Source organism: Falsirhodobacter deserti (genome assembly GCF_004015795.1).
Lineage (GTDB): Bacteria > Pseudomonadota > Alphaproteobacteria > Rhodobacterales > Rhodobacteraceae > Falsirhodobacter > Falsirhodobacter deserti.
Genome location: NZ_ML137218.1, coordinates 1,341,767 through 1,365,671, shown reverse-complemented (window position 1 = coordinate 1,365,671; position 23,905 = coordinate 1,341,767). Strand labels below are relative to the sequence as shown.

The window sequence follows — 23,905 nt, the reverse complement described above, 5'->3', positions numbered from 1 at the left end:
CAGGAAGCTTGCCACGCCCGCCCGCGGACCGCAAACCCGCTTTGCTTAGCGCCAGGGAAGGACGCCCGGCGCACGGCGGCCCATCAGATCGGCAACGATGACCAGCGCCATGACCAGCACCAGCGAAACAACCGACAAGGCGGCCGCAGAGGTCGAGTTCCCTTCGTATTGCAGGGAGAAGATCATCACGCCCACCGTTTCAGCGCCCGAGGACCAGAGGAGCGAGGATAGCGTCAGCTCGTTTATGGCGGTCATCACGATCAGCACCGCACCGGCCATTGCGGCAGGCGTTACCATCGGCGCGAAGATAGAGATGATGCGCGCCAAGGGGGGTGCGTTGAAGATGCGTGCCGCCTCGTCCAATGCGGGTTCGGCCGAGGTCGCGACAGCGGCAACGGGGCGAAGAACCAGCGGCAGGAAACGTGCAAGATAGGCAAGCAGAAGGATCGCAGGCGTCCCATAGATCGAAATGCCGATCAGGGGCAGCGGTGGCAGGAAAACGAGGATCATCGCCAGCGCCAGCACCGTTCCCGGCACGATGAAGGGAATATCGGCCAGCACGTCCAGCACGCGCATGCTTTTCATCCGTGCCACATGGGCCAGCCAGACCAGCGGGATCGCAACGATGGCCGACAGTGCCGCCGCCGCGAAGGACAGCGAAAGCGAATTCACCAGCGCACGCCGGATGGTCCCGTTGCCCAGTGTTTCGGCAAAGTGCGCGACCGAGATGTTTGAGAGTGACAGCTTCACCCCAAGTGCGGGTGAAAGCGCGGTTCCCAGAAGCGCAAGGATCGGCAGGATCATCGCCACAAACAGGACCAGCCAGACCGCCGCTTCGATCACCACGCGGGCGGGCCCGATGTCGAAGCGCTGAAAGCTGCGACCGCCCGGCACCGGCACGGCAAGCCGCATTGCCACCGCCCGCAGCGCCAGCGCCGCCGCGGCCATCACAACAAGAATTAGTGCCAGAACGGCAACTTGCCCCATGACCTGCGGGCCAAAGCCGTTCAGACGCTGATAGATCAGCGTCGTCAGCATGGAAAACCGCCCCGGAATGCCAAGCAGTGCAGGCACGCCGAAATTGCCCACGGCAGCGGCGAAAGCCAACGTTCCGCCCGCGGCGATGGCGGGCAGGCAAAGTGGCAGGATCACGCGCAGCATGATGGACGCGCTGCGGGCGCCCGCGATGCGCGCCGCCTCCACCAGGTCACCTGACAGCGTTGAAAGCGTCGCACGCACCGCGATGAACACGAGTGGCATATGCTCGATCCCCATGAGGAAGGCGATGCCACCGCCGGAATAAAGCGGGTTGCGGCCTTCCGGTGCAAGCCCCAGCGGGCCGAGGATGGGGGAGGAGCTTCCAAGCAGCTCGATCCACGCCAGCGCCATGATCTGGGAAGGGATCAGCAGCGGCGAGAGGATCAGGAAGGTCATCGCCACGCGGCCGCGAAGATCAAGGCATCCGACCAGCAGCGCCAGCAACGTTCCCGCCACGACCGAGATGAGAACGGAGATCCCCGAGGCTTCCAGCGTGTTCCGGACGGCGCGGCCCGTGGCGCGGCTGTCGAGGGTGTCGCGCATCAGCCCAAGGACTTGCCCTTCATCCCCCGGCGCAAATGCCGTCAGGAACAGGCGCGCAAGCGGCCAAAGCCCGATTGCCACCACGTAAATGATGACAAGGGCGGCCAGCAGATGCTGGCCACCCCATCTTGCGCGTCCCGCAACCTTGTCAGCCACCGAAGAGATCGGAAAACTCCTGCTTCATCGCCTGGTCTTCTTTCAGCATGACGGCCGGATCGGCTTCCATGATCTTCAGCGTTGCCGGATCGGGATAGCCTTCGGGCTGCTGCACGCCTTCGAGGATCGGGAAGTATCCCTGCGTGACGGACTGTTCCTGCGCCGCGCGGCCAAGCTGCCAATCCACGAACACCTTCGCGGCTTCGGCATTGTCGCTGTCCTTCAGGATGGCGATGGGCTGCGTGATGGTGGACACGCCTTCCTCGGGGAAGGCGAAATCGACGGGGGAGCCTTCCTTCTTGGCGTTCAGCGCCATGAAGTCCACGATCATGCCATAGGCCTTTTCGCCCCGCGCCACGGCTTCCAGCACCGTGCCGTTGCCCTGACCCGCGACAGCGCCGTTCTCGGCCAGCGTTTCGTAATACTCCCAGCCAAGGCCGGGCTGCTGAACGATGGTGCCGACGTGGATCACGGCGGCGCCGGAATAAAGCGGCGACGGCATGATGGTTTGTGCGGCAGCTTCCGGCGCTTCCAGATCGTGCCAGCTGGTCGGCGCTTCCGTCACCAGATCGGTGTTGTAGATGATGCCGGTGGTCAGAAGCTTGGTGCCGAAGAATGTATGATCGGGATCGATCAGTGCGGCGGGGATGCCATCGGTCGCGGCATCTTCGTAGGGCAGAAGGCGGTCGTCGTTCTTCAGTTGCGTCATCGCCACCGCATCGGCGATCAGCACCAGATCGGCCGGGGTGGATCCTGCCGTGAATTCGGCCTGCAGCTTCGACATCAGTTCCGTCGTGCCGGAGCGGAAGATCTCGACCTCGATCTCTGGGTGGTCCTGGTTGAACGCCTGCACGACAGCGTCCATCTGGTCGGTCGGCTGCGAGGTGTAAACCGTGATCGTGCCCGAAGCCTGTGCAAAGGCAGCGCCAGTCAGCGCGGTGGCACCCATGAGCCCGAGGGCGATTGTGCGGAGCATCGTCATCTTCCTGTGTTCAAAGCATTTCCGGCGCTTTTACGGCTGCATTGCAACCCTTTGGTGACAGCATCCGGTTTTTCCAAAGCGCGTCCGGATCTTTCTGCCAAACCGAAAGCTCTCCATTCGTGGGGCGTCGGAACGGGCCATCCGAAAGCAGGGCATGTATTTCCCGCGCGGTGCCGGAATGGCCAACGATCAGAACGGGGAAGGGGCCTGTGATGGCGGTCAATGCCGCGCGGACACGGTTGCGGAAGGCTTCCGGCCCCTCGCCGCCCTCGGGGGTGGCGTCGCGCACCAGAACATCCCGCGGCTGCCCCTCCCATATGCCCCAGTTGCGTTCCTGAAGGCCGGGCAGAAGCCTGACGGGCAAGCCCGCCTGCCGCGCGATGGGGGCTGCGGTTTCCTGTGCGCGTTGCAGCGGAGAGCACCAGATCGAGGCGATGGGCAGATCGCGCGCCACCGCTGCCGCCGCTTCGGCCTGGGCACGACCTTCGTCGGTCAGCGGCAGATCCGTCGCGCCGCCGATGGTCCCTGCAGCGTTGGAGGCAGTCTGCCCGTGGCGCAGAAACCAGAAGGGCTGTTGCAGAAGCGGTATCATGCGGAAACGGTCGCGGCCATGGATGCCGCTGCCCCGCCTTCCCGCGGAAGCAGCCAGCCAGAGCGTATCTGCAGCCCCACCAACGTACCCGACGGGACAGAGGTTGTGTGCGGCACGTCCAGAAGCGTGTCGCCCAACCCCTCGGGCAGGACGGACAGGATGAACATCCCGTTCTCCATCCGGCGGTCCACAACGCGGCCCGTCAGCGGGCCATCGGCCGAAACCGAAAGATCCCGCGGGCGCAGGCAAAGCCACGCCGCCCCGTCGGACACATCCCCCGGCAGGCGGATCGTGCCGCGGGGCAGGTGAACAGCGCCATCCGAAACGTGAACCGGCAGCGTTCGGCCATGGCCGACGAAGCGGGCAACCATCGGTGTGGCGGGCCGGTCGAACAGCGCCTCGGGCGTGTCGATCTGTTCCAGCCGACCAGCATTCATCACGCCCACATGCGTGGCGACGGCCATCGCTTCGTTCTGGTCATGCGTCACAAAAACAAAGGTGGCGCGGGTTTCGGCGTGGATGCGTCGGAATTCGGCCAGCATCGACTGGCGCAGATGCGCATCAAGGTTGGCCAGCGGTTCGTCCAGCAGGATCAGGGCAGGACGCACCGCCAGCGATCGCGCCAGCGCCACGCGCTGCCGTTGCCCGCCCGAAAGCTCGTGCGGTTTGCGGCTTGCCAGATGCGACAGGCCGACAACCTCCAGCGCCTCGGCCACGCGGCGGGCACGATCTGCCGAAGGAACGCGGTGCATCTTCAGCCCGAACGCGATGTTGCCCGCCACCGTCATATGCGGCCACAGGGCATAGGACTGGAAGACCATTCCCAACCCACGTGCGCCCGGATCAACAAAAGTGGTGTCATCCACGACCGTGCGCCCGCCGATGGCAATACGCCCCGCATCGGGTTTTTCCAGCCCCGCAAGCAGGCGCAGCAGCGTGGTCTTGCCACAGCCTGACGGGCCCAGAAGCGCAAAGAACGCACCCGAAGGAATGGTAAAGGAAACCCCGTCAACAGCGGCGGTTGCGCCGAAGCGGAGGGTGACGTCGGAAAGCGCGATCTTGGCCATGCGCGGTCCTTATTGCAGGAAGGTGACGCGGGTATGACGGTCAGATCGGCAGATAGCTCACGATGTCGCCCTCGGCGCGTGCGGCATCGTTTTCGGGGCGGATCAGCAGGGCGTTCGCCTCGCTCAGCCGCAGCAGAAGCGACGAATCCTGCTCGGCGAAGGGGGTGATGCGTCCGCCCTCCACCACGCCGCGCATGAAATGCGTGCGGGGGCCGTTGGCCGGCACCGGTTCGGCCAACGCCGCCTGCATCCGCGGTGCCTGCGCCGCCCGGCCCGTCATCGCCCGCAGCATCGGCAGCAGGAACAGCTGCGCACAGACATAGGAAGAAACGGGATTGCCCGGCAGCCCCAGCATCGGCACCGCACCCAGCCGCCCCGCCATCAGTGGCTTGCCGGGACGCATGGCGATCTTGTGGAAAGCCTGCTGCATCCCGAGTTCTGCTGCGACGGCACCGACCAGATCGTGATCACCGACCGATGCGCCGCCGATCGTAACGATCAGGTTCGCCCCTGCGGCCAGCGCGAAGGTTGCGCGCAGGCTTTCCGCGTCATCCTTTGCGATGGGAAGAATGCGCCCACGCCCGCCTTCCTCTTCGATCAGCGCCTTCAGCGCGAAGGCGTTGGAGGAGGGGATCTGGTCGTCCCGCATCGCGGCGCCGGGCATCGCAAGTTCGTCGCCGGTGGAAATGATGGCGACGTCGGGGCGGCGGAACACCTCCACCTCCGGCACGTCCATGGCTGCAAGAAGGCCAAGATCGGCAGGGCGCAGGCGGCGCGGTGCGAAACTCTGACCTGCGGCGAAATCCTGACCGCGACGGCGGATATGGAGCGAATCCGAAGCCTGCGTGATGGCAATGCGGTCGCCGTCACGAACGGTGTTCTCCTGAATGACGATCCGGTCGGTGCCCTTGGGCACCGGCGCGCCGGTGGAAATGCGCACTGCCTGATCCGGCCCCACCTGCTGCGGAAAGGCGTGACCGGCCTTCGCCTCGCCGACAAGGCGCAGCACATCGCCCACACGCGGGTTCCCCGCCACGGCATAGCCGTCCATCGCCGAAGCATCGAATGGCGGCTGATCCCGCCGTGCCGCAACCTCGCGCGCAAGAACGCGCCCCGAAGCCTGCGCCAGCGGCAGGCGTTCGGTGTCCATTTGGCAGGCAAGGCCCAGAACCAGTTCCAGTGCTTCGGAAACAGAGATCATGCTTCGTACCGTCCCGATTTGCCGCCGTCCTTCAGGGTAATGCGGATGCCGCCGATCTCCATGCTCTTCTCCGCTGCTTTCAGCATGTCGTAAATCGTAAGGGCGGCGGTGGAGACGGCTGTCAGCGCCTCCATCTCCACGCCGGTCCGGCCAGACGTGCGGACGGTGGCGGTGATCCGAACGCCCGGCAGGGCGGGATCGGCCACCAGATCCATCGCAACCTTCGTGATGGGCAGCGGATGGCAAAGCGGGATCAGGTCTGCCGTCTTCTTCGCGCCCATGATCCCGGCAAGTCGCGCCACGCCCAGCACATCGCCCTTCTTCGCCTGTCCGGCCTCAACAAGCGCAAGGGTCTGCACCGTCATCCGCACGAACCCTTCGGCGGTGGCCACGCGCGCCGTTTCAGCCTTGTCCGAGACATCGATCATGTGCGCATCGCCCTTGCCGTCGAAATGGGTCAGCATCAGGCCTCCATCAGGGCGCGGGTCGCGGCGGTTACGTCCTGCTGCCGCATCAGGCTCTCGCCGATCAGGAAGGCGCGGGCGCCCACATCTGCCATTTCGGCCATGTCATGCGGCGTAAAGATGCCGCTTTCCGAGATGACCATCCGGCCCTCGGGCACACGCAGCGCAAGTTCACGCGTCGTATCAAGAGTGACTTCGAACGTCTTGAGATTGCGGTTGTTTATCCCGATCATAGGGGATTTCAGCCGCAGGGCACGATCCAGTTCGTCACCGTCATGCACCTCGATCAGCGCATCCATGCCCCAGTGCATGGCGGCATCCTCCAGCTCGGCCGCCTGCGCGTCCGACACCGAGGCCATGATGATCAGGATGCAATCGGCCTTCAACGCCCGCGCTTCGGCCACCTGATAGGTGTCGTATAGGAAATCCTTGCGCAGGCAGGGCAAGGCGACGGCATCCCGCGCCGCCGTCAGAAACGCGTCGTCGCCTTGAAAACTGGGCCCATCGGTCAGGATGGAAAGGCAGGTCGCGCCGCCGGCCTCATAGGCACGGGCCAATGCGGGCGGATCGAAATCAGGACGGATCAGGCCTTTGGAAGGGCTGGCCTTCTTGATCTCGGCAATCAGGCCATAGCGGGGGGCCTGCGTCAGGGCGCGATAAAACCCGCGCGGGGCGGGTGCGGCCTTTGCGGCTGCCTCTACCTCGGCCAGGGGTCGGGCTGCCTTGCAGGCAGCGATGTGATCCAGCTTGTAGGCCTTGATGCGGTCCAGAACGCTCATGCCGATACCTCGTTCGTCAGGCGGGACAGGGCCGCCAGTTTTGCGCGGGCAGCGCCGCTGTCGATGCTTTCGCGCGCCATGTCCGCCCCTTCGGGCAGGTTCGTGGCGCGGTCTGCCACAACCAGTGCCGCGGCAGAGTTCAGAAGCACCGCATCGCGATACGCGCCCGGCGCGCCGTCCAGAAGGGCACGCAGCGCTTTGGCGTTGTGGTCGGGATCGCCCCCAATGATATCCTCGAACGGGTGTGCGGGAAGGCCGGCATCTTCGGCGCCGACCTCAAATTCGCGGATTGTGCCGTTTTCCAGCGCGGCAACCTTGGATGGGGCCGAAATTGCCAGTTCGTCCGTTCCGTCGCCGCCATGAACAAGCCATGCCTTTTGCGAACCCAGAAGCTTCAGCACCTCGGCCATCGGGCGGATAAGCTCGGCCGTGTAGGCGCCGGTCAGCTGGCGGGTGACACCTGCAGGATTGGTCAGCGGACCAAGAATGTTGAACAGCGTGCGCGTCCCAAGTTCAATCCGCACGGGCATCACGTGGCGCGTGGCGGGATGGTGCATCGGGGCCATCATGAAGCCGATCCCGATCTCGCGCAGGCAAGCTTCCACCACGTCGGCGCCGACCATAACGTTCAGGCCAAGCGATGTCAGCGCATCCGAGGCGCCGGACTTCGACGAAAGGTTACGGTTGCCATGCTTGGCGACCGGCACGCCCGCGCCTGCAACCACGAAAGCCGTCGCGGTGGAGATGTTCAGCGTGCCCTTGCCGTCGCCGCCCGTGCCGACAATGTCGATGGCCCCTTCGGGTGCACGAACCGGCACGCATTTCGCGCGCATCGCGGCGGCTGCGGCGGCATATTCTTCAACCGTTTCACCGCGCGTGCGCAGGGCCATCAGAAAGCCACCCATCTGCGCGGGCGTGGCCTGCCCTTCGAACAGGGCGGCAAACGCCTGATCGGCTTCGTCACGGGTCAGGGGGCGGGTCGCGGCGGTGCCGATCAGCGGTTTCAGAACGCTCATGCCGCCAGCGGCACCTTGGCGCCCTGAAGGAAGGTCTGCATCATGCGGTGCCCGTGTTCCGAGGCGATGCTTTCCGGATGGAACTGCACCCCTTCGATCGGCAGATCACGATGCTTCAGGCCCATTATCGTGCCGTCTTCCAGCCATGCCGTCACTTCAAGGCAGTCAGGCAGGGATTCACGCTCCACCACCAGGGAATGATAGCGGGTGGCCTGGAACGGGTTCGGCAGGCCTGTGAACATGCCCCTCTCTGAATGGTGCATGGTGCCCATCTTACCGTGCACGATCTCGTGGCAGCGCACCACCCTGCCGCCGAAGGCCTGCCCGATGGTCTGATGCCCAAGGCAGACGCCCAGCAGCGGGGTTCGCGTTTCGGCAGCGGCTTCGGTCAGGGCAAGGCAGATGCCTGCCTGCGCCGGATCGCACGGGCCCGGCGACAGCACGATCGCCGAAGGGTTCAGCGCCATCGCGGCCTGCACATCCAGCGCATCATTGCGTTTCACCACAACCTCCGCGCCCAGCTCCCCCAGATAATGGACAAGGTTATAGGTGAAACTGTCGTAGTTATCGATGAGCAGAAGCATGCCGGCGCCGTCGTTAGGGGGTGAACCATGTCAGGGGTCGCGCTATACATGGCCCTTGCAACGGGCGGGCGTCAAGGGCAGCAGGGAAAAGCGATGATGGCAGCGGGCATGTTTTCCGGGATGATGGCGGGACTTCTGGCGTTGGCCATCTGGTCGCAGATGACGCCGCTGCCGGCACCGGAACCGGCAGCAAGCGCGTTTTTCGGGCCTGAAGCGCCCTAGTTGCGGTTGCCCGAGAAAAGGCCCGCATCCTCGGCCGCGCGGCGCAGCGCCTGCGCCTTGTTGACCGTTTCCTGATACTCGCTTTCAGGGTCGCTGTCGAAGACGATGCCGGCCCCCGACTGGATGTGCAGCATCTGGTCCTTCAGAACCGCTGTGCGCAGGGCGATGCAGAAATCCATCTCTCCGTTCGCGGCGAAATAGCCGACACCGCCGCCATAAACGCCGCGTTTCGACGGCTCCAGCTCGTCGATGATCTCCATCGCGCGGACCTTGGGGGCCCCTGACACCGTGCCTGCGGGAAGGCCCGCCAGCAGGGCCGACAGCGCATCCTCGCCTTCCGCCAATTCGCCCACCACGTTCGACACGATGTGCATCACGTGGCTGTAGCGTTCGATGATGAACTTTTCGGTCGGCTTCACCGTGCCGATCTTTGCGACGCGGCCCACGTCGTTGCGGCCCAGATCCAGCAGCATCAGGTGTTCGGCCAGTTCCTTGGGATCGGCCAGAAGATCTTCGGCCAGTGCCTGATCCTCGGCCGGGGTCGCGCCCCGCTTGCGGGTTCCCGCGACGGGGCGGATCGTCACCTCTCCGTCGCGCAGACGGACGAGGATTTCGGGGCTGGCCCCGATGATCTGGAAGTCGCCATGGTTAAAGAAGAACATGAACGGCGACGGGTTCGTGCGGCGAAGGCTGCGATACAGCGCGAACGGGGGAAGCGGGAAAGCCTGGCTGAACCGCTGCGAGGGGACGACCTGGAAGATATCTCCCGCGCGGATGTAATCCTTCGCCTTTTCGACGGCCGCCTTGAAACCTTCATGCGTGAAGTTCGACGTCACCTCGGGCAGGGGCTGCGCCTCGCCCAGGGTGTGGGCGGCGGCGGGGGTCCGGTCCAGATCGCGCAGCACGTCCATCACCCGTTCGGCGGCCTGCGCATAGGCGGCGCGCGCCGACAGGCCTGATCCTGCCCATGCAGGGGCGACAATCGTCACCTCTCCTTTCACGCCATCCAGCACCGCCACGACCGACGGGCGCATCAGGATCGCATCGGGCACGCCGATGGTGTCGGGGTTTACGTCCGGCAGGTCTTCCACCAGGCGGATCATGTCATAGCCGAGATAGCCGAACAGCCCCGCCGCAAGCGGGGGAAGATCGGCCGGCATCTCGATCCGGCTTTCCGCGATCAGCGCGCGCAGGCTTTCCAGCGGATCGGCTTCGACCGGGCGGAAGGCGTCGCGATCAAAGCGCGCCTCGCGGTTGATCGCAACCTGCCTGCCTTCGCAGCGCCAGATCAGGTCCGGCTTGAGGCCAACGATGGAATAGCGGCCGCGCACCTCGCCGCCCGTGACGGATTCCAGCATGAAGGTGTCGGACCGTGCCTCTCCCAGTTTCAGCATCAGTGAAACGGGCGTGTCCAGATCGGCGGCGATGCGGGCATAGACCAGCTGGTTTTGCCCTGCGGCCCAGCCATGCTCAAACGTGTGGAACGAAGGGATGATCTTCATGGTTACGGGATCTGCGCATGGACGGCGTCGATGACCGTCTGGTTGATGCTGACGCCGGCGTTGTCGGCGATCGCCTGCGTGTAAAGCTGGCGGGCATCGTTGGCCAGCGCGCCTTCCAGTTGGGCGGCAAGCTGCGCTTTCAGCGCCTGGGCGCCTTCGCCATCCTGGTCTGCGGTCTCGATGCTGTCCAGACGCAGCACGCCCACCCAGTTCGGCGTTTCGATGACCTGTGCCGCGCCTTCTTCCATCTTGAACGCGGTTTGCACGGTCTGGGGCGGGGCAGAGGCGATCGTGCCGTCCCGGGCAATTTGCTCCGTCACGTTCACGTTGCCGAAATCGGCCAGCGGGGCGCCATCCTGGACAGCCTGACGGATCTGTTCGGCGCGTTCGGCAAGGGCGCGGTTCAGGGCATCGGCGCGCCATGCTTCGGCCACGCGGTCGCGCGCCTCCTCGAACGGGACCGGGGCGGCGGGCTTGATGCCGTCCAGCCGCAGCGCGACCAGACCGCCGTCATCCAGCGTGACGAGTTCGGGGAAATCGCCTTCCTGCGCATCTTCTGCAGCCTGACGGAAGGCGGGGTATCCGGCGATCACGTCGTCGCTGTTTTCGCTGTATTCAAGCGTGCCGAGGGTGACATCGGGCTGCTCTGCCAGATCCTCCACCGTGGCGCCGCCGGCCAGAACATCGTCCAGCGTGTCACGGCGATCGGCAATGGCGCGGCGTGCGGCGTCGAACTGGAACTCGGTGGCCAGATCGTCGCGCACCTCCTCGAAGGGAACCTCATGCTCCGACAGGATGCCGTTCATGCGGAACAGGGCCGGGCCGAGGGTGCTGTCCAGCGGACCCACGACGCCCGGCTCTTCCAGTGCGAAAACGGCATCGCCGGCAGGGCCCAGATCCTCGATCGCGACATCGCCCAGATCGGCATCGGCCAGTTCCAGGCCACGTTCGGCCACGATGGCATCGAAGCTTTCACCTGCATCGATGCGTGCCTTCGCAGCCTCGGCAGCGGCTTCATCGGGGAAAACCAGCCGTTCGACCAAGCGGCGTTCGGGCTGCACGAATTCGTCGATGCGCTGGTCGTAAAGGTTGCGCAGCGCCGCTTCATCCACGGGCAGGGCGGGGGCAACGGTTTCAGGCAGCAGCGCGGCGTAGGTGATCTGGCGCGTTTCGGGCGCGGCGAAATCGGCCGAATGCGCATCGTAATATGCGCGCAGATCCTCATCGCTGGGGGCGGGGAGGGGTTGTTCCAGATCGGCTTCGGTTACTTGCAGAAGCGAGAAGCCGCGCCGTTCGGCGATATAGCCGTAAAGCGCATCCGTTACGGCCTGCGGAGCCGTGAAGCCGCCCGAAACGGCCCCCACCAGAAGGGAGCGGGCAAGGCCGTCGCGCAGGTCCGCCTCATACGTTGCCGGGTTCAGGCCATTCTGGCGCAGCACAAGATCATAGGTGTCGCGGTCGAACTGGCCGGAGGTGCCGAAGAACGACTGGTTCTGGCGCAGTTCTTCCGCAACGGCGCTGTCACCGACGGAAAGGCCGATCCGCCTGGCCTCGTTGGAAAGGGCGGCCGAGGAAATGAGCTGCTGGCGCACCTGTGCGTCCAGACCGAACTGGCGGGCCTGCGCCAGCGTGAAGGCCTGACCCGTTTGCTGCGAAATGCCCTGAAGCTGCTGCTGCAGGGCATTTGCATAGGTGTTGGCGTCCACATCCTCGTCACCCACGGTCGCGATGGACTGGCCGGTGGTACTGAAATTGGTGACGCCGAAGCCGCCAAGGCCAAGAATAAGCATCGCCACCAGCATCCACACGGCGACCGACATCACCTTGTTGACGCGTTTCTTGCCTTCAGCCATGCCGGTCCCCTTCAGAAATGGTCCGGCCCTTCCTAAGGGCTTGCGGGCAACGGGGCAAGGCCGACCATGGGGGCGCGTCAGTCGGTTCCGCGATAAGGCTGGACGTATTGCAGCGCCATGTCCCAGGGGAAGAAGATCCAGGTGTCCTGGCTGACCTCGGTGATGAAGGTATCCACCTGCGGGCGGCCCGAAGGCTTGGCATAGACGGTGGCGAAATGTGCCTTTGGGTACATGCGGCGCACGAGTTCCAGCGTCTTGCCGCTGTCCACCAGATCGTCGACGATCAGGATGCCTTCGCCGTCGCCCATCAGGTCGGCCTGCGGTGCCTTGGTGATCACGGCGTCACCCTGCGACTGGTGGGAATAGCTTTTGACGCTGATCGTGTCGACAACGCGCACATCCAGTTCGCGGCTGACGATCATCGCGGGAACAAGGCCGCCGCGCGTGATGCCGACCACGGCGCGCCATGCGCCCCCATCCGGACCGCGCCCGTCAAGCCGCCACGCAAGCGCGCGCGAGTCGCGGTGGATCTGGTCCCAACTGATGTGAAAGCCTTTTTCGTGCGGCAGACGTTCGGGTGACATTTGGCCTTCCTCGAAATGAAATCCGCACCTCCGATGTCGAAGGTGCGGGGGATGATAGCAAATGCGGGGCGATAGGCCCCTTTACTTATGAGGCGCGTCGATATCGGGCGCATCGACCGCCTTCATGCCGACAACGTGGTATCCGGCATCCACATGAAGGCATTCGCCCGTTACGCCCGAAGCAAGGTCGGACAGCAGGTAAAGGGCGGATTTGCCAACCTCTTCCTGGGTGATGTTGCGGCGAAGGGGAGAATTCAGCTCGTTCCACTTCATGATATAGCGGAAATCGCCGATGCCCGAAGCCGCCAGCGTCTTGATCGGCCCGGCCGAGATGGCGTTGACGCGGATCGCGTCCTTGCCAAGATCTTCGGCGATGTACTTGACGGACGTTTCCAGCGCCGATTTCGCGATGCCCATCACGTTGTAATGCGGCATCACCTTTTCCGCCCCGTAATACGTCAGCGTCAGCAGGCTGCCGCCATCGGGCATCATCGCCGCCGCACGGCGCGAGATGGCCGTGAAGCTGTAGACCGAGATGTTCATCGTCATGGCGAAGTTCGCGGGCGACGTGTCGACATAGCGGCCGCGCAGTTCGCTCTTGTCGGAGAAGCCGATGGCATGGACGACGAAGTCCAGCTTGCCCCACTTTTCCTTCAGTGTGGCGAAAAGGTTGTCCATCGACTCTTCGCTGGCCACGTCACATTCGACCATGATATCGCTGCCGATGGTCGCCAGAAGGGGTTCGACCCGCTTCTTGAGCGCTTCGCCTTGATAGGAGAATGCCAGCTCGGCACCCTGATCGGCACAGGCCTTGGCGATGCCCCAAGCGATGGACTTGTCGTTTGCAAGGCCCATGATCAGGCCGCGTTTTCCAGCCAGCAATCCGTTCATCCGGCTTCCCTCGCCACGTTATTCTTTATCTGGCGGGTGTAGGCGATGTTTTGTCGCGCTTCAAGTCGCTGCCCTTGCGTTTTGTTCTTCTTCCCCTACGGTTCGACGGATATGCAACGGTCGGGGATATCCATGGACGAACGTACGGGCATCTTCGCGGGGCAGGACCCGTTTGCCATAGCAAGGGCATGGCTGGCTGAGGCGGAGCCGCGGGAGCCGAATGATCCCAATGCCATAGCGCTCGCCTCGGTCGATGCCGGCGGGATGCCCGATGTGCGGATGGTGCTGCTGAAAGAGATCGAGGCCGACGCGTTCGTCTTCTATACCAATTATGACAGTGCCAAAGGGCAGCAGATCGCCCAGACTGGCAAGGTTGCCTTCGTGATGCACTGGAAATCGCTGCGCCGCCAGATCCGCGTACGCGGACATGCCAGCCGCGTGGAGGGGGAGCAGGCGGATGCGTATTATGCATCCCGGTCGTTGCAGAGCCGGCTGGGTGCGTGGGCATCAAGGCAAAGCCAGCCGCTGGAAAGCCGGGCCGCCCTGATGACCGAGGTTGCGAAGGTGACAGCGCGTTTCATAGGCAATCCGCCGCGCCCGCCATTCTGGGGCGGGATCCGGATCATTCCGACCCAGATCGAGTTCTGGGCCGATGGTGCCTTCCGACTGCATGACCGCTTTTGCTGGACGCGGGACGATGAAAAATGGAGCGTGAGGCGGCTCAATCCCTGAACTACGGTTAGTTTGCTAAATCCAGGGTTGAAATTAACACTATGGGTGTCATCCGCCCTTGCAACCGCCTTTGGAAGGGCGGACAAGGCCCCGGATAACGGAAACATCGGGGCGGTATGTTGTGCTGACGTTGAGCGAGTTGGAGGAGGGACAGACCGTCGTGGAGGGGCGGGTGAAGTGGTTCGACCCTCTGCGAGGTTTTGGTTTCGTGGTAAGCGATGTCGTTTCGCAGGATATCCTTCTGCATGCCAATGTGTTGCGTAACTTCGGCCAAAGCACGGTTGCCGACGGGACGGGCATCTCCGTTCGCGTCCAGAAGACCGATCGCGGCGTTCAGGCGGTGGAGGTTGTCGGAATCGCCAAGCCCGAACTGCCCTCGATCATTCGGGGCGAAGGTGAACTGACGCTTGATGCCGAGACAGTGGAGGCCCTACCGATGGAGCCGGCACGCATCAAGTGGTTCGATCGTGCGAAAGGCTTCGGCTTTGCCAATGTCTTCGGCAAGCCGGACGACGTTTTCGTTCACGTGGAGGTGCTGCGCGCGGCCGGCCTTGCCGATATCGCGCCGGGAGAGGCGGTGGTGCTGCGCATTGCGGATGGCAAGCGCGGGCGGATGGCCGTCCAGCTTATGGCTTGGGACGAGGCTGTGCGGGGGGCGTGATGAAAGCCGGCATTGTTGCCCTTCTTCTTGTTCTTGGACCGCTGCCCATCGCGGGACATGCGGCCTGCCGCGCCGATCAGGTCGAGCTTCGCACCGAGCAAGGGACCATCCGCTTTGCCGTGGAGATTGCAGATGACGCGGCTGAACGTGCACAAGGGCTGATGCATCGTGAAACGCTTCCACGGTCGGCCGGAATGCTGTTCATCTATGACTATCCGCAGGCTGTAAGCTTCTGGATGCGCAATACCCTGATTCCGCTGGACATGATCTTCATGAATGCGCAGGGCGAAGTCCGTTCCGTTCATGCCAATGCACAGCCATTGGATGATACATTAATTCCCGGCGGCGAGGATATCCTGACGGTGTTGGAGATCAATGGCGGCCTTGCCGCGCGCCTGGGGATCACCGAAGGCAGCGTCATGCGCCACCCGTCGCAGGACCAAGATACTGCAAGCTGGCCCTGCGCAGAATAACTGCTTTCCTTCCCGCCATCGCTGGGTTAGGAACACGGCGGTTCGGGGCGTAGCGCAGCCTGGTAGCGCGACGGTTTTGGGTACCGTAGGTCGTAGGTTCGAATCCTATCGCCCCGACCAGCGCTTAGCACCCTTGGGGGGGCGTTTTACACTTCCTTTTACAGCCTTTGTTCGCCGTTCGGCCTCTTCCAGCTTCTCTGCGAGGCTGTCCGTCATGCCGGCGTATCTTTAGGCTCCAGACCCATTGTTTTTGAGCGCTTTGCATAATTTAGGCTCCGCAAGGAGACCTAATCGGTGAGGCCGCTGAGGGTCTTGAGCCTGCGCGCGAAGTTGTAGGCCGCCATGAAGTCGGCGAGGTGGGCGCGGAGCTGGTCATGGCTGTCGTAATGGAAGCGTTTGACGGTCGCGTCCTTGATTGTTCTATTCATCCGCTCAACCTGCCCATTCGTCCAAGGGTGGTTGGGCTTTGTCAGACGATGTTCAATCCCGTTGGCCTCGCAGATCATGTCGAAACGCATGGGCCTGGAGTAGATGGTGTTCCGGTTTCGGGGTTGCTCTGCGAACTGGATGCCGTTGTCTGTGAGGACAGTGTGGACCTGATACGGCACGGCTTCGAGCATGTGCTGCAAGAACTCCCAAGCTGTCTTCCTGTCCGCCTTGTCGACGAGGTGCGTCACGGCGAACTTGCTCGTGCGGTCGATGCCGACGAACAGAAATAGCTTGCCCTCAGCGGTCTGAACTTCGGCAATATCGATGTGAAAGAAGCCGATGGGGTAGCGTTTGAATTTCGACCGCTTCGGCTTGTCGCCTTCCACGTCAGGCAAGCGAGAGATGCCATGGCGCTGAAGGCACCGATGCAGCCCTGAGCGTGTCAGATGTGGGATCGATGGCTGCAGGGTGTAGAGGCAGTCGTCAAGCGGTAGCAGCGTGTGCCGTCGAAACGCGACAATCGCCGCCTCCTCAGCCTCCGTCAGGATCGTCGAACGTGGCTCCTTCGGCCCCGTCTTGAGATCCTCGACCGTAGCTCGCCTGCGCCACTTCGCGACCGTCTTGGGGTTGATGCCGAGCTCCCGGCTCAGCGTCGCGAGCGAAGCTTGCGATCGTTGTATTGCAGCTCGGACAGCGTGCGTGGTCGTGGCGCTGCCGTGACGAATTTGTCCCATAGAGCATCCTTCCATTCCAAAGAAAGGATCGCACCATCAAACCATGGGATCAAACAACTAGGTGCGTGCCCGCCGCCGCCAGATTCTCTGGCAACCGTTCTGTTTGGCTCTGAAGTGAATGGCTGGAGCCTAATTTGAAAAGATCATCTCTATCTCTGTGTCAGAGACGAGTTCTAACTCTTGCCAAAGGTCGATAATCGCATCCCTTTCCTCAGGATTTATTTTGGCTATCCTTTTGGAATGTATTGAAAAGGTATGACTCTTCCCGACTTTGGCATCTTGGATTAGTTCAAGAGCCCGCGCAGTGTCAGGCACCTTATTGAACAACGTTATCGGGGGCACCAAATCCTCACAGAAGTAAGTATCCAAACTTCCGAACTTTTTGTATACGAAGCTACTTATCATCAGGAACTCTGTTGCATAGCAGCTTTTGTCGGAGAAAAGATGTTCAAATGACCCGAACTTTGTAGAGATCAGAGCTTCAAGATCTTCGAGTACATCTCTAGTTATCGGGAAGGGAGTGGTTGTTGGAGTCGCAGGCATTTTAAGATATTCTCTAGAGACATTCACGCAGCTCAAACTGTCCCGCAACCACTTGTGCTGCGTCTGCCCGTCGCGTCTGATACGGGTGTATGTCCTAGGCTTGTCGTCTTCGATTGAGAAGAAATCTCCTGCCATTATAGGGCGGATAAAATGGTTCTTTGAATCAGTAATGACGATGTTTTTGCCTGCCAACGCTTTGTAACTACGCAACTTGAGGATCTGCTGGGTTCTCCATCCTTCTATGTCGCATGTATCGAGCAGCAGGGAACGGCCATCTATTACGCGGGTCTTATTTGCGTGAGTGCCTAATTTTCCGAGGTTGTCAGAGATGAAAGATTGAACATGCGCAGCCGCTTCATCACAACTTTCATTGATGATCACGAGGATCTCGCCTAGAATATCCTCCGGCACATATTTATCTATAGATTTTGCCTGTAGTAGCCAAAGTTTCAAATCGGCTTTGTAAACTACTGTTGCAAGTGAGAATGTCATCCTAGCCCGTACCTGAAAATTTTACATGAACTTCGAATATCTCTCGGCGACTGGGCGCGATGGGACAGGATACAGAGCTCCCGCGAGACTTCAAGGTGGCAGTTCATCTGCTTTGTATTGACCTGGTGAAAATCTGCTCACGCTATAAGAAGTAAAACGTAGCGATAAGTGGGCCATTGGAAGACGTCGTCAAACGGTGGACGGCCAAGCGCAAATCAGCGCTGATCATCGAGATCATTCAGGGCAAGGCGACGGTGGTGGAAGCCAGCCGCAGCTACGACCTTTCTCCATGCGAGATCGAGGGTTGGGTCGATGATGCCCGTCGAGGCATGGAAAATGCGCTGCGGGCGAACCCGCTCGATGTCCGGCAGGAATACGAGAAGCAGCTCCGCGTCCTGCAGGAGGCCTATGGCGAAGCCATGCTGGAGCTGCGCGCGCGGAAGAAGCTGGCGGCACTCGTGGAGCGGGAGGACTATGCATGATCCGGGGCTAAGAGCATCATCCGTATCATGCCGGATAACGGCATAGTCGAGCGCTTCGGACGCTGAAAGAGCAGTGCGTTCACCGCCACCGCTTCGTGAGCATTCAGCACGCCGCCCGCGCCATCGCCGGCTGGGTCCAGTTCTACTACACGCGCCGCCCGCATCAGGCCCTTGCCATGCAGACACCAGCCGAGGCATTCAAAGCAGCAGCGTACCCTGAGCAGATTCAGCTGGGTCAATAGGTAATCCTCCCAATGGTTAAGGAGATGCGGCAGTAGAATTTTCTCGTAGCGTGAGCTGAGGAGATTCGAATGAGGAAGACCCGATTTACCGAGCCGCAGATCATGGCGGTGCTGCGCCAGGCCGAGGGCGTCGTCGCTGTGCCGGAGCTGTGTCGCGAGGATGGGATCAGCAGCGCGAGCTTTTACAAATGGCGCGCGAAGTATGGCGGCATGGATGCCTCCATGATGAGCCAGATGAAGGCATTGGAAGACGAGAACCGGCGGCTCAAGCGCATGTTTGCGGACCTCAGCATGCAGGCGGATCTGCTCAAGAAAGCTCTTGGAAAAACGTGACGCGGCCAGCTCAACGCCGCGAGTTGGCCGCGAGGGCGGTGGCGAAGAAGGGGGTCAGCATTGCGCTGGCCTGCCGAACGTTCGGTGTCAGCGAGACCTGCTTTCGCTACAGCCCGAGGCGCTGTGCCGAGAACGAGATCATCGCGGATCTTCTCGAGGGCCTGACCAAGGCGCACCGAACCTGGGGTTTCGGCCTGTGCTTCCTGTATCTGCGTAATGTCCGCGGGCATGTCTGGAACCACAAGCGGGTGCGTCGGATCTACTGCGAGCTGGAATTGAACCTTCGGATCAAGCCAAGGCGGCGGATCAAACGGGACAAGCCGGACCTGCTTACCGTTCCGGAAGCGCCGAACCTTGTCTGGTCCATGGACTTCATGGCCGATCGTCCCGCCGATGGTCGCCAGTTCCGGCTGCTGAACGTCCTGGATAACTTCAACCGCGAAGGCCTGGGCATCGAGATCCACCTATCGCTGCCCGCCGAGCGGGTCGTGCGGGCGCTCAACCAGATCATCGAATGGCTCGGCAAACCCACCGCGATCAGGGTCGACAACGGCCCGGGATACGTCAGCTCGACGTTGTTGGCGATCTGGGCCGCGAAGCAGGGTATTGCGCTGAACCACATCCAGCCAGGCAAGCCGCAGCAGAACGCTTATGTGGAACGCTATAACCGCACCGTCCGGCACGAATGGCTGGACCTCTACATCCCTGAAACCATTGCAGAGGCACAAAGCATCGCAACCGACTGGCTATGGACTTGCAACAACGAGCGACCCAACATGGGCATCGGCGGCATAACACCCGCACAGAAACTGAAAATGGCTGCCTGAGTTCTACGGCCAAACCCCGTTGAAACAGGGAGGATTACCAATACTGCTTCGGTCTGTCAGGGTCGCCTCAAGTTTCAGCTACGGCGACGAACGTCAGAGATATGCCTAGACGCGTCTTGACGTTTCATAGCCATACCGGATTAGATCCGCGTTCCAAAGTAGCGCTTCCTCAGCTTCACGCGCCATGGTAGAGGGCGTGCGTCCGGGCATGGTCCGGCAGAAAAGATTATGGATACTTGAGGTAGCGAGACCCACATCATCTGGATGAGCTTGGATTTCAGCAATTGCGATGCTCATAGTAGCCTCACGAAATTAGCTCTCGGACTACGGGGTAGTTTAGCAGGAGGACGGAAGTAGTATGATGATAGCTTCTGAGTTAGAACCGAGAAAGTCGCTAAACGCTCCTGTCGTCTTCGGGATACCCCTCAAGGCAAAGGGCGACGACATCGAGTGGGTCCGCATTAACAAAAACCTTTCGAAAACGCTACAGTCTTTGCTTCGACAGGAGGATCAGGACTTCTGCGTGATCATCGCCGGTCACGATGAACCGACTTTTGAATCTGATGACCGGATCATCTGGGAGTCTGTCTCTTTCCCAAAACCTGAAAGCCCTGATGCCGGCAGTCTGGACAAGACGCTGAAACGGAAAGCTGCTGTGCGGCGGGCTGCCGAGAAATATCCGGAGGGGTTCTATTTCTTCATTCTTGATGCGGATGATCTGATTGATCAGGATATGGTCGAATACATCCGTCGTGATGATAACAGGAATGGTTACTTTCTTACCAGCGGCTATGTTCTCAATGAGGCTGAAGGACACCTTGCTCTCATGTCGCCGGAGAACAAACGCCCGTTCTATAAATCCTGCGGTAGTTGCGCTGCTGTCTGGTTTTCACCGGAAGATTTCCCATCGGATGATGTGCGTTCCGCTTGTTTCGAGGCTCTGCGCGTTCACGGCAAAATTCCTGAAGCGTTTCAGGAGATCGGAAGGCCGATCCAAGCTGTTCCCTTCCCGGGAGCTGTTTACGTCATAAACAACGGGGCCAATCTTTCAGTTCTACAAGGAAAGTCGGCGGTTCAGACCCGCCACGCGTCATCCTTCGCAATCGTTGATGAAGCCGAGGTTGCAAAGATACTGTCGAGGTTTTGACCTGATGTGACACGCGGTTGCTAAGCTAGATGACAGCTCCGGGAGCGACCGGCTCTGAAGCTGTGATCGGTTTGTTCCAAAAGCTTATTTACCTACGATTTCCATTAGTTGATGCAGACGGGAAAACATCTAATGATAGCTGATCACGACGAGCCTGCTCGAGATCTTGGGAAGCTGGTCTCGGCCGAACATGAAAAGCTGAGGCTGGTTGCCGATGTGAGTGAGCGCTTTGAGGAGCTGGCGATGCTGACTTCCGCTCACGAGCAGCTTTTAGCGGACGAACCGAAGATCCGGTCGGAGCTGGCACGCTTAAAGGCCGCGAATCTGAAGTTGACGTCGGAAGCTAATGAGCTTTCTGCGGAGAGGGATCGGCTGAAACAGGAACTGGCCGAGGCGGAAGAACGCTACAACGGTCTGATGAACAGCTTTTTCTGGAAAGTCACCCGTCCGGTGCGTCGAACCATTGATGTCGCTCGCGGCGCCTACAGATCAAAGTAAGCCTGCTGGTCTATCCGCAGTGAGACAGAAGAACATCTTCTGTCTCACTGCGGATACAGCAAGTGATCAGCTGCTGTACTCCATCAAGTCGGTAAGCCGCGCCGCAACCACATCTTCGCTGCAGTTGCTGCGCACGAAGTCCAACCCCCTCTGCGCCTGCTTCAGATACTCTGCCGGATCGGCCCACAGGCGCCAGATGATGCGGGTCACGTCATAGGCTGGCACGTAGATTGCCGCGCGTCCGAAGATGTCCTTGAACGACGGCGGCAGAATCACCACCCGGGACGCGGCCATCGCCTCCATGACGTTCCGTCCAAACTCCTCAATGTAATCTTCGTGTGTATAATGGACGAAGAAGTCGAGGGACTTGAGGTAACTGTTCACCGGCTTCGTATCGAATTCATGGATCGTCCAGTTGTCTGGCACGCCGGACAAGCGGTCGCGCATCGAGCGGATACCGCCTAGGAACGACACGTCCACGTTCTTCACGTCGGCGCAGTAGGCCAGACGGATATCCTCCGCCGCAGCCGGCCACTTCGTCCAGTGATCCCGCGAGTGTCGTCCAAGTTGAACGCGACGGTCCCCGCCGAAGTCGACCGGAAGCTCTGCCTGCAGCGGAACATCGCCTTCATAAGGGGGGCTCCAGATCTCGCCATGCACGTTGTGGAAGCCCGGCATCATGGACATCATGTTCTTCACGCGCTGCGAGATCGGAATCCAGGCCGGCCGCTGGCCGAACAGCTCGATGCAGGTCTGCTCCACATCCAATGCGTCATAGTAGAACGGGACCTCGCTCCACCGCTGCATCGGCGACTGGTTCGCCAAAACGGCGACATGTTTCGCGTTGATGGTCGGCACGCGATCAATGCGGTAGTTCAGGATCGGCGGGTGGTGAATCAGGACCAGGCTCGCCTCGACGGTGTCTTCGGGAACGATGATGTCGACGTTGTCGTGATACGTCAGCTCCAGATACTCTTTCGCGATGTCCACGATCTTGAGGTCGTATCGTGGCCAGTGGAACAAGCCGACACGCTTTCCGTCGGCAATGGCGGCCTTGATGTAGGCTTCATTGCATCGCCGCGTGCCGCCCAGAAGACTCAGATCCGAGATCAGGATGACGTCGTATCTCCAGTTCTTCTCCCAGTGGCGGGGCGCAAGGCCTTGCGGGATGGGAAAGGGCGACTTCATCGACGTGCGCTGAAGCGCCATGTCAGAGACGTTGCCTTCCTCCAGCCGCTTCGCCCGCCAGTAGGCGGCCTGCCGCGCATACTCGCGCCGGATGCCGAAGGTAAGGCTGTTGAGGCTGGTGCCCTTCTGCTGGGTCAGCGAGTTTTCGTGCACTAGGAAGAACGAGAAGGGGATGCTGGGATAGGCATCGATGATGCAGTCCTTGCCCCACAGGCTGTACATCCGCTGGATCAGCTCGTCGTCGGCATTGGCGAATACGCCATCCCATTCGCCCAGCTCCTCCAGCGAGGCGCGCGAGATCAGCAGGGACGGATAGCTCCGGTGAACGTATTCGAGCCTTTCGCGCTGCGGCCTCAGGTTGAACCGGAGGCTGGGCATCGCTCGCGTCATGAAAGAGCAGGAGGCTTTGGCCTCGGGCGCCTCCAGCAGCGCCTTCATCTGCATCTCGATCATCTGGTGGTGCGACCAGTCATCGCTGTCATGCACGGTGATGTACTGTCCCCGCGCCAACGACAGGGCGCGGTTGCGGGTGGGGTAGGCACCCATGTTGACGTCGTTCTGATAGATCTTCAGACGGTCGTCCTCGGCGGCCAGCTGCTGAAGCTGGGCCCAGCTGTCGTCGGTGCTCCGGTCCTCGACGCAAATGATCTCGAGGTTGGGCCAGCTTTGACCCAGCAGGGACCGGATGGCCACTTCGAGGAAGGTTCCTGCGTTATAGACAGGAACGAGCACGCTCACGAGCGGCGCGTCGGGATCATGCGGCGGACGGTTTGCATAGGCAATGTTGCCAAACGTCAGGCCCAGTTCGGGATCGATGAGGGAAATCGGGTCTAGGTCCGCCGAGGTGTAGATCTGGTTCAGGCTCTCGAGGCGGGCGTCCGTGCTGGCAACGCCATCGCGTGCCAGCAGAAGGTTGCTCTTGGCGCAAAGGAAATCGCCGTCCGGCCCCTTTCGCAGGACGAAGTCGATCTTTTCTTCCGCAGCGGGGAAATCCCCTTTCTCAATGAGCGTGTCGATGATCATCAGCTTTACGCGCCGGGACCGGAAAAGCTTGACGTCGAACTTCCGGATCATCTTGAGGAACCTCAGGCTCTGCTCGTAGTCGCCGCGCAGGCTGTTCCAGCGCGCCAGCGTGAAGCAGGCGGCGGCTCTCTCTTTATCGCTGCGTGCATCGTCGGCAACCGCCGCGACCAGCAGTTTCTCCGTCTGTCCGGCAAAGCCGCTCCAGAGCTTGGTTTGCAGATCCGCGACGGGAAATCTCGGTTTTGCGGTCCTGAGGGGACGATCGGCGAAATATGCTTGGAAATGCTCGATCGGATTGGCATCTTTCGCCAACTGGTGGTGGTGTGCGTAGATCCTTGCCGAGAACGATGGGGACGGCTGCCGCTGGAACATCACACCATAGCGATTGTAATGATCGCGCGGATCCAAGCCGGTCAGGGCCACATCAGGATAGCGAGACGTATACCAGTCTGCGTCGAAAAGTGCGTCTTCGTTCACGCCGGACGGTTTCTTAGTGCTCATCCAAAAGTCCCACTGATCATGTTCGTAACCGAGGCTGCGTCTCCTCGGCCTGCCTGCAGCGGTGTTAGCAGAGCCCGACCCCCGGTGGTAGATCGTGTGTTGCCCACTTTGCGACGCCTTGCCTGA

At 61.4% G+C, this 23,905-nt stretch carries 23 protein-coding genes, 1 tRNA gene and 1 pseudogene; 9 read left to right on the top strand and 16 right to left on the bottom strand.

What is annotated here, in order from left to right; all coding sequences use genetic code 11:
- Positions 1-45: 45 nt before the first annotated feature.
- The 13 genes from JX25_RS06840 to fabI all read right to left on the bottom strand — a co-directional run bounded on the left by JX25_RS06840 (position 46) and on the right by fabI (position 13,474).
- On the bottom strand, positions 46-1,737 hold the full coding sequence (locus JX25_RS06840; protein WP_128254301.1) for an ABC transporter permease: 1,692 nt from the start codon (positions 1,735-1,737) through the stop codon (positions 46-48).
- Positions 1,730-2,713: an ABC transporter substrate-binding protein gene (locus tag JX25_RS06835; RefSeq protein WP_128254300.1), complete on the bottom strand. Its 984-nt coding sequence runs from the start codon at positions 2,711-2,713 to the stop codon at positions 1,730-1,732. The genes JX25_RS06840 and JX25_RS06835 overlap by 8 nt, the downstream gene beginning before the upstream one ends.
- Before the next feature lie 16 nt (positions 2,714-2,729).
- Positions 2,730-3,311: a histidine phosphatase family protein gene (locus tag JX25_RS06830; protein WP_128254299.1), complete on the bottom strand. Its 582-nt coding sequence runs from the start codon at positions 3,309-3,311 to the stop codon at positions 2,730-2,732.
- Positions 3,308-4,378 (bottom strand): ABC transporter ATP-binding protein, encoded by a 1,071-nt coding sequence (locus tag JX25_RS06825; RefSeq protein WP_128254298.1) that lies wholly within the window; start codon positions 4,376-4,378, stop codon positions 3,308-3,310. Before JX25_RS06825 ends, JX25_RS06830 begins: the two co-directional genes overlap by 4 nt.
- A gap of 40 nt (positions 4,379-4,418) precedes the next feature.
- Positions 4,419-5,579, bottom strand: coding sequence for a molybdopterin molybdotransferase MoeA (locus JX25_RS06820; RefSeq protein ID WP_128254297.1), 1,161 nt, complete (start codon positions 5,577-5,579; stop codon positions 4,419-4,421).
- Complete coding sequence (moaC, locus tag JX25_RS06815) at positions 5,576-6,043, bottom strand: cyclic pyranopterin monophosphate synthase MoaC (RefSeq protein ID WP_128254296.1); 468 nt, start codon at positions 6,041-6,043, stop codon at positions 5,576-5,578. Before moaC ends, JX25_RS06820 begins: the two co-directional genes overlap by 4 nt.
- Entirely contained in the window at positions 6,043-6,822 is a 780-nt protein-coding gene (trpC, locus tag JX25_RS06810; protein WP_128254295.1) for an indole-3-glycerol phosphate synthase TrpC, read from the bottom strand. The genes moaC and trpC overlap by 1 nt, the downstream gene beginning before the upstream one ends.
- Complete coding sequence (gene trpD, locus JX25_RS06805; RefSeq protein ID WP_128254294.1) at positions 6,819-7,838, bottom strand: anthranilate phosphoribosyltransferase; 1,020 nt, start codon at positions 7,836-7,838, stop codon at positions 6,819-6,821. Before trpD ends, trpC begins: the two co-directional genes overlap by 4 nt.
- Positions 7,835-8,422, bottom strand: a complete 588-nt coding sequence (locus tag JX25_RS06800) for an anthranilate synthase component II (RefSeq protein WP_128254293.1) — start codon at positions 8,420-8,422, stop codon at positions 7,835-7,837. Before JX25_RS06800 ends, trpD begins: the two co-directional genes overlap by 4 nt.
- Positions 8,423-8,640: 218 nt before the next feature.
- On the bottom strand, positions 8,641-10,146 hold the full coding sequence (trpE, locus tag JX25_RS06795) for an anthranilate synthase component I (RefSeq protein WP_128254292.1): 1,506 nt from the start codon (positions 10,144-10,146) through the stop codon (positions 8,641-8,643).
- A gap of 2 nt (positions 10,147-10,148) precedes the next feature.
- On the bottom strand, positions 10,149-11,999 hold the full coding sequence (locus JX25_RS06790; RefSeq protein ID WP_128254291.1) for a peptidyl-prolyl cis-trans isomerase: 1,851 nt from the start codon (positions 11,997-11,999) through the stop codon (positions 10,149-10,151).
- 77 nt (positions 12,000-12,076) lie between these two features.
- Positions 12,077-12,583 carry a xanthine phosphoribosyltransferase gene (gene gpt, locus JX25_RS06785; RefSeq protein ID WP_128254290.1) on the bottom strand — a complete coding sequence of 169 codons (507 nt, stop codon included), beginning with the start codon at positions 12,581-12,583 and terminating at the stop codon, positions 12,077-12,079.
- Positions 12,584-12,664: 81 nt separating this feature from the next.
- Entirely contained in the window at positions 12,665-13,474 is an 810-nt protein-coding gene (gene fabI, locus JX25_RS06780; RefSeq protein ID WP_128254289.1) for an enoyl-ACP reductase FabI, read from the bottom strand.
- 132 nt (positions 13,475-13,606) lie between these two features.
- On the opposite strand from fabI, the gene pdxH reads away from it, so the two are divergent.
- The 4 genes from pdxH to JX25_RS06760 all read left to right on the top strand — a co-directional run bounded on the left by pdxH (position 13,607) and on the right by JX25_RS06760 (position 15,460).
- Positions 13,607-14,206 (top strand): pyridoxamine 5'-phosphate oxidase, encoded by a 600-nt coding sequence (gene pdxH, locus JX25_RS06775; protein ID WP_128254288.1) that lies wholly within the window; start codon positions 13,607-13,609, stop codon positions 14,204-14,206.
- Between the two features lie 130 nt (positions 14,207-14,336).
- Positions 14,337-14,867 carry a cold-shock protein gene (locus JX25_RS06770; protein ID WP_421780795.1) on the top strand — a complete coding sequence of 177 codons (531 nt, stop codon included), beginning with the start codon at positions 14,337-14,339 and terminating at the stop codon, positions 14,865-14,867.
- Positions 14,867-15,340, top strand: a complete 474-nt coding sequence (locus tag JX25_RS06765; protein WP_128254287.1) for a DUF192 domain-containing protein — start codon at positions 14,867-14,869, stop codon at positions 15,338-15,340. Before JX25_RS06770 ends, JX25_RS06765 begins: the two co-directional genes overlap by 1 nt.
- Positions 15,341-15,383: 43 nt before the next feature.
- Positions 15,384-15,460: transfer RNA gene (locus JX25_RS06760), tRNA-Pro, on the top strand.
- A gap of 173 nt (positions 15,461-15,633) precedes the next feature.
- Here the strand turns inward: JX25_RS06760 and JX25_RS06755 are convergent.
- Both JX25_RS06755 and JX25_RS06750 read right to left on the bottom strand, forming a co-directional pair.
- Positions 15,634-16,503 (bottom strand): annotated as a pseudogene (locus JX25_RS06755) (IS481 family transposase); the annotation flags it as partial.
- 129 nt (positions 16,504-16,632) lie between these two features.
- The gene (locus JX25_RS06750; RefSeq protein WP_128254285.1) at positions 16,633-17,538 is read right to left on the bottom strand and encodes a DUF6492 family protein; all 906 of its coding nucleotides are present in this window, start codon (positions 17,536-17,538) and stop codon (positions 16,633-16,635) included.
- A gap of 176 nt (positions 17,539-17,714) precedes the next feature.
- Between JX25_RS06750 and JX25_RS06745 the strand changes: the two genes are divergently transcribed.
- From JX25_RS06745 to JX25_RS06725, 5 genes are all read left to right on the top strand, one after another.
- Positions 17,715-18,020, top strand: a complete 306-nt coding sequence (locus JX25_RS06745) for a DUF1153 domain-containing protein (protein ID WP_241557870.1) — start codon at positions 17,715-17,717, stop codon at positions 18,018-18,020.
- Positions 18,021-18,115: 95 nt separating this feature from the next.
- Positions 18,116-18,262 (top strand): integrase core domain-containing protein, encoded by a 147-nt coding sequence (locus JX25_RS15350; RefSeq protein ID WP_421780370.1) that lies wholly within the window; start codon positions 18,116-18,118, stop codon positions 18,260-18,262.
- 69 nt (positions 18,263-18,331) lie between these two features.
- Positions 18,332-19,422 (top strand): IS3 family transposase gene (locus tag JX25_RS06735; protein WP_128254283.1). Its coding sequence is split into 2 segments (ribosomal slippage): positions 18,332-18,590 and positions 18,590-19,422, totalling 1,092 coding nucleotides; the frame shifts between segments, so codons are not numbered across the junction.
- A 523-nt stretch (positions 19,423-19,945) separates the two neighbouring features.
- Positions 19,946-20,569 carry a hypothetical protein gene (locus JX25_RS06730; protein WP_128254282.1) on the top strand — a complete coding sequence of 208 codons (624 nt, stop codon included), beginning with the start codon at positions 19,946-19,948 and terminating at the stop codon, positions 20,567-20,569.
- A 132-nt stretch (positions 20,570-20,701) separates the two neighbouring features.
- Positions 20,702-21,067, top strand: a complete 366-nt coding sequence (locus JX25_RS06725) for a hypothetical protein (protein ID WP_128254281.1) — start codon at positions 20,702-20,704, stop codon at positions 21,065-21,067.
- Between the two features lie 66 nt (positions 21,068-21,133).
- Here the strand turns inward: JX25_RS06725 and JX25_RS06720 are convergent, their stop codons facing one another.
- Positions 21,134-23,779: a glycosyltransferase gene (locus tag JX25_RS06720; protein WP_128254280.1), complete on the bottom strand. Its 2,646-nt coding sequence runs from the start codon at positions 23,777-23,779 to the stop codon at positions 21,134-21,136.
- Positions 23,780-23,905: the final 126 nt, after the last annotated feature.

What these genes read in the sequence shown, in the direction of transcription:
- JX25_RS06835 (WP_128254300.1), bottom strand. Translation starts at nt 2,713, where the DNA reads ATGCTCCGCACAATCGCCCTCGGGCTCATGGGTGCCACCGCGCTGACT.
- JX25_RS06830 (WP_128254299.1), bottom strand. Translation starts at nt 3,311, where the DNA reads ATGATACCGCTTCTGCAACAGCCCTTCTGGTTTCTGCGCCACGGGCAG.
- JX25_RS06825 (WP_128254298.1), bottom strand. Translation starts at nt 4,378, where the DNA reads ATGGCCAAGATCGCGCTTTCCGACGTCACCCTCCGCTTCGGCGCAACC.
- JX25_RS06820 (WP_128254297.1), bottom strand. Translation starts at nt 5,579, where the DNA reads ATGATCTCTGTTTCCGAAGCACTGGAACTGGTTCTGGGCCTTGCCTGC.
- moaC (WP_128254296.1), bottom strand. Translation starts at nt 6,043, where the DNA reads ATGCTGACCCATTTCGACGGCAAGGGCGATGCGCACATGATCGATGTC.
- trpC (WP_128254295.1), bottom strand. Translation starts at nt 6,822, where the DNA reads ATGAGCGTTCTGGACCGCATCAAGGCCTACAAGCTGGATCACATCGCT.
- trpD (WP_128254294.1), bottom strand. Translation starts at nt 7,838, where the DNA reads ATGAGCGTTCTGAAACCGCTGATCGGCACCGCCGCGACCCGCCCCCTG.
- JX25_RS06800 (WP_128254293.1), bottom strand. Translation starts at nt 8,422, where the DNA reads ATGCTTCTGCTCATCGATAACTACGACAGTTTCACCTATAACCTTGTC.
- trpE (WP_128254292.1), bottom strand. Translation starts at nt 10,146, where the DNA reads ATGAAGATCATCCCTTCGTTCCACACGTTTGAGCATGGCTGGGCCGCA.
- JX25_RS06790 (WP_128254291.1), bottom strand. Translation starts at nt 11,999, where the DNA reads ATGGCTGAAGGCAAGAAACGCGTCAACAAGGTGATGTCGGTCGCCGTG.
- gpt (WP_128254290.1), bottom strand. Translation starts at nt 12,583, where the DNA reads ATGTCACCCGAACGTCTGCCGCACGAAAAAGGCTTTCACATCAGTTGG.
- fabI (WP_128254289.1), bottom strand. Translation starts at nt 13,474, where the DNA reads ATGAACGGATTGCTGGCTGGAAAACGCGGCCTGATCATGGGCCTTGCA.
- pdxH (WP_128254288.1), top strand. Translation starts at nt 13,607, where the DNA reads ATGGACGAACGTACGGGCATCTTCGCGGGGCAGGACCCGTTTGCCATA.
- JX25_RS06765 (WP_128254287.1), top strand. Translation starts at nt 14,867, where the DNA reads ATGAAAGCCGGCATTGTTGCCCTTCTTCTTGTTCTTGGACCGCTGCCC.
- JX25_RS06750 (WP_128254285.1), bottom strand. Translation starts at nt 17,538, where the DNA reads ATGACATTCTCACTTGCAACAGTAGTTTACAAAGCCGATTTGAAACTT.
- JX25_RS06725 (WP_128254281.1), top strand. Translation starts at nt 20,702, where the DNA reads ATGATAGCTGATCACGACGAGCCTGCTCGAGATCTTGGGAAGCTGGTC.
- JX25_RS06720 (WP_128254280.1), bottom strand. Translation starts at nt 23,779, where the DNA reads ATGAGCACTAAGAAACCGTCCGGCGTGAACGAAGACGCACTTTTCGAC.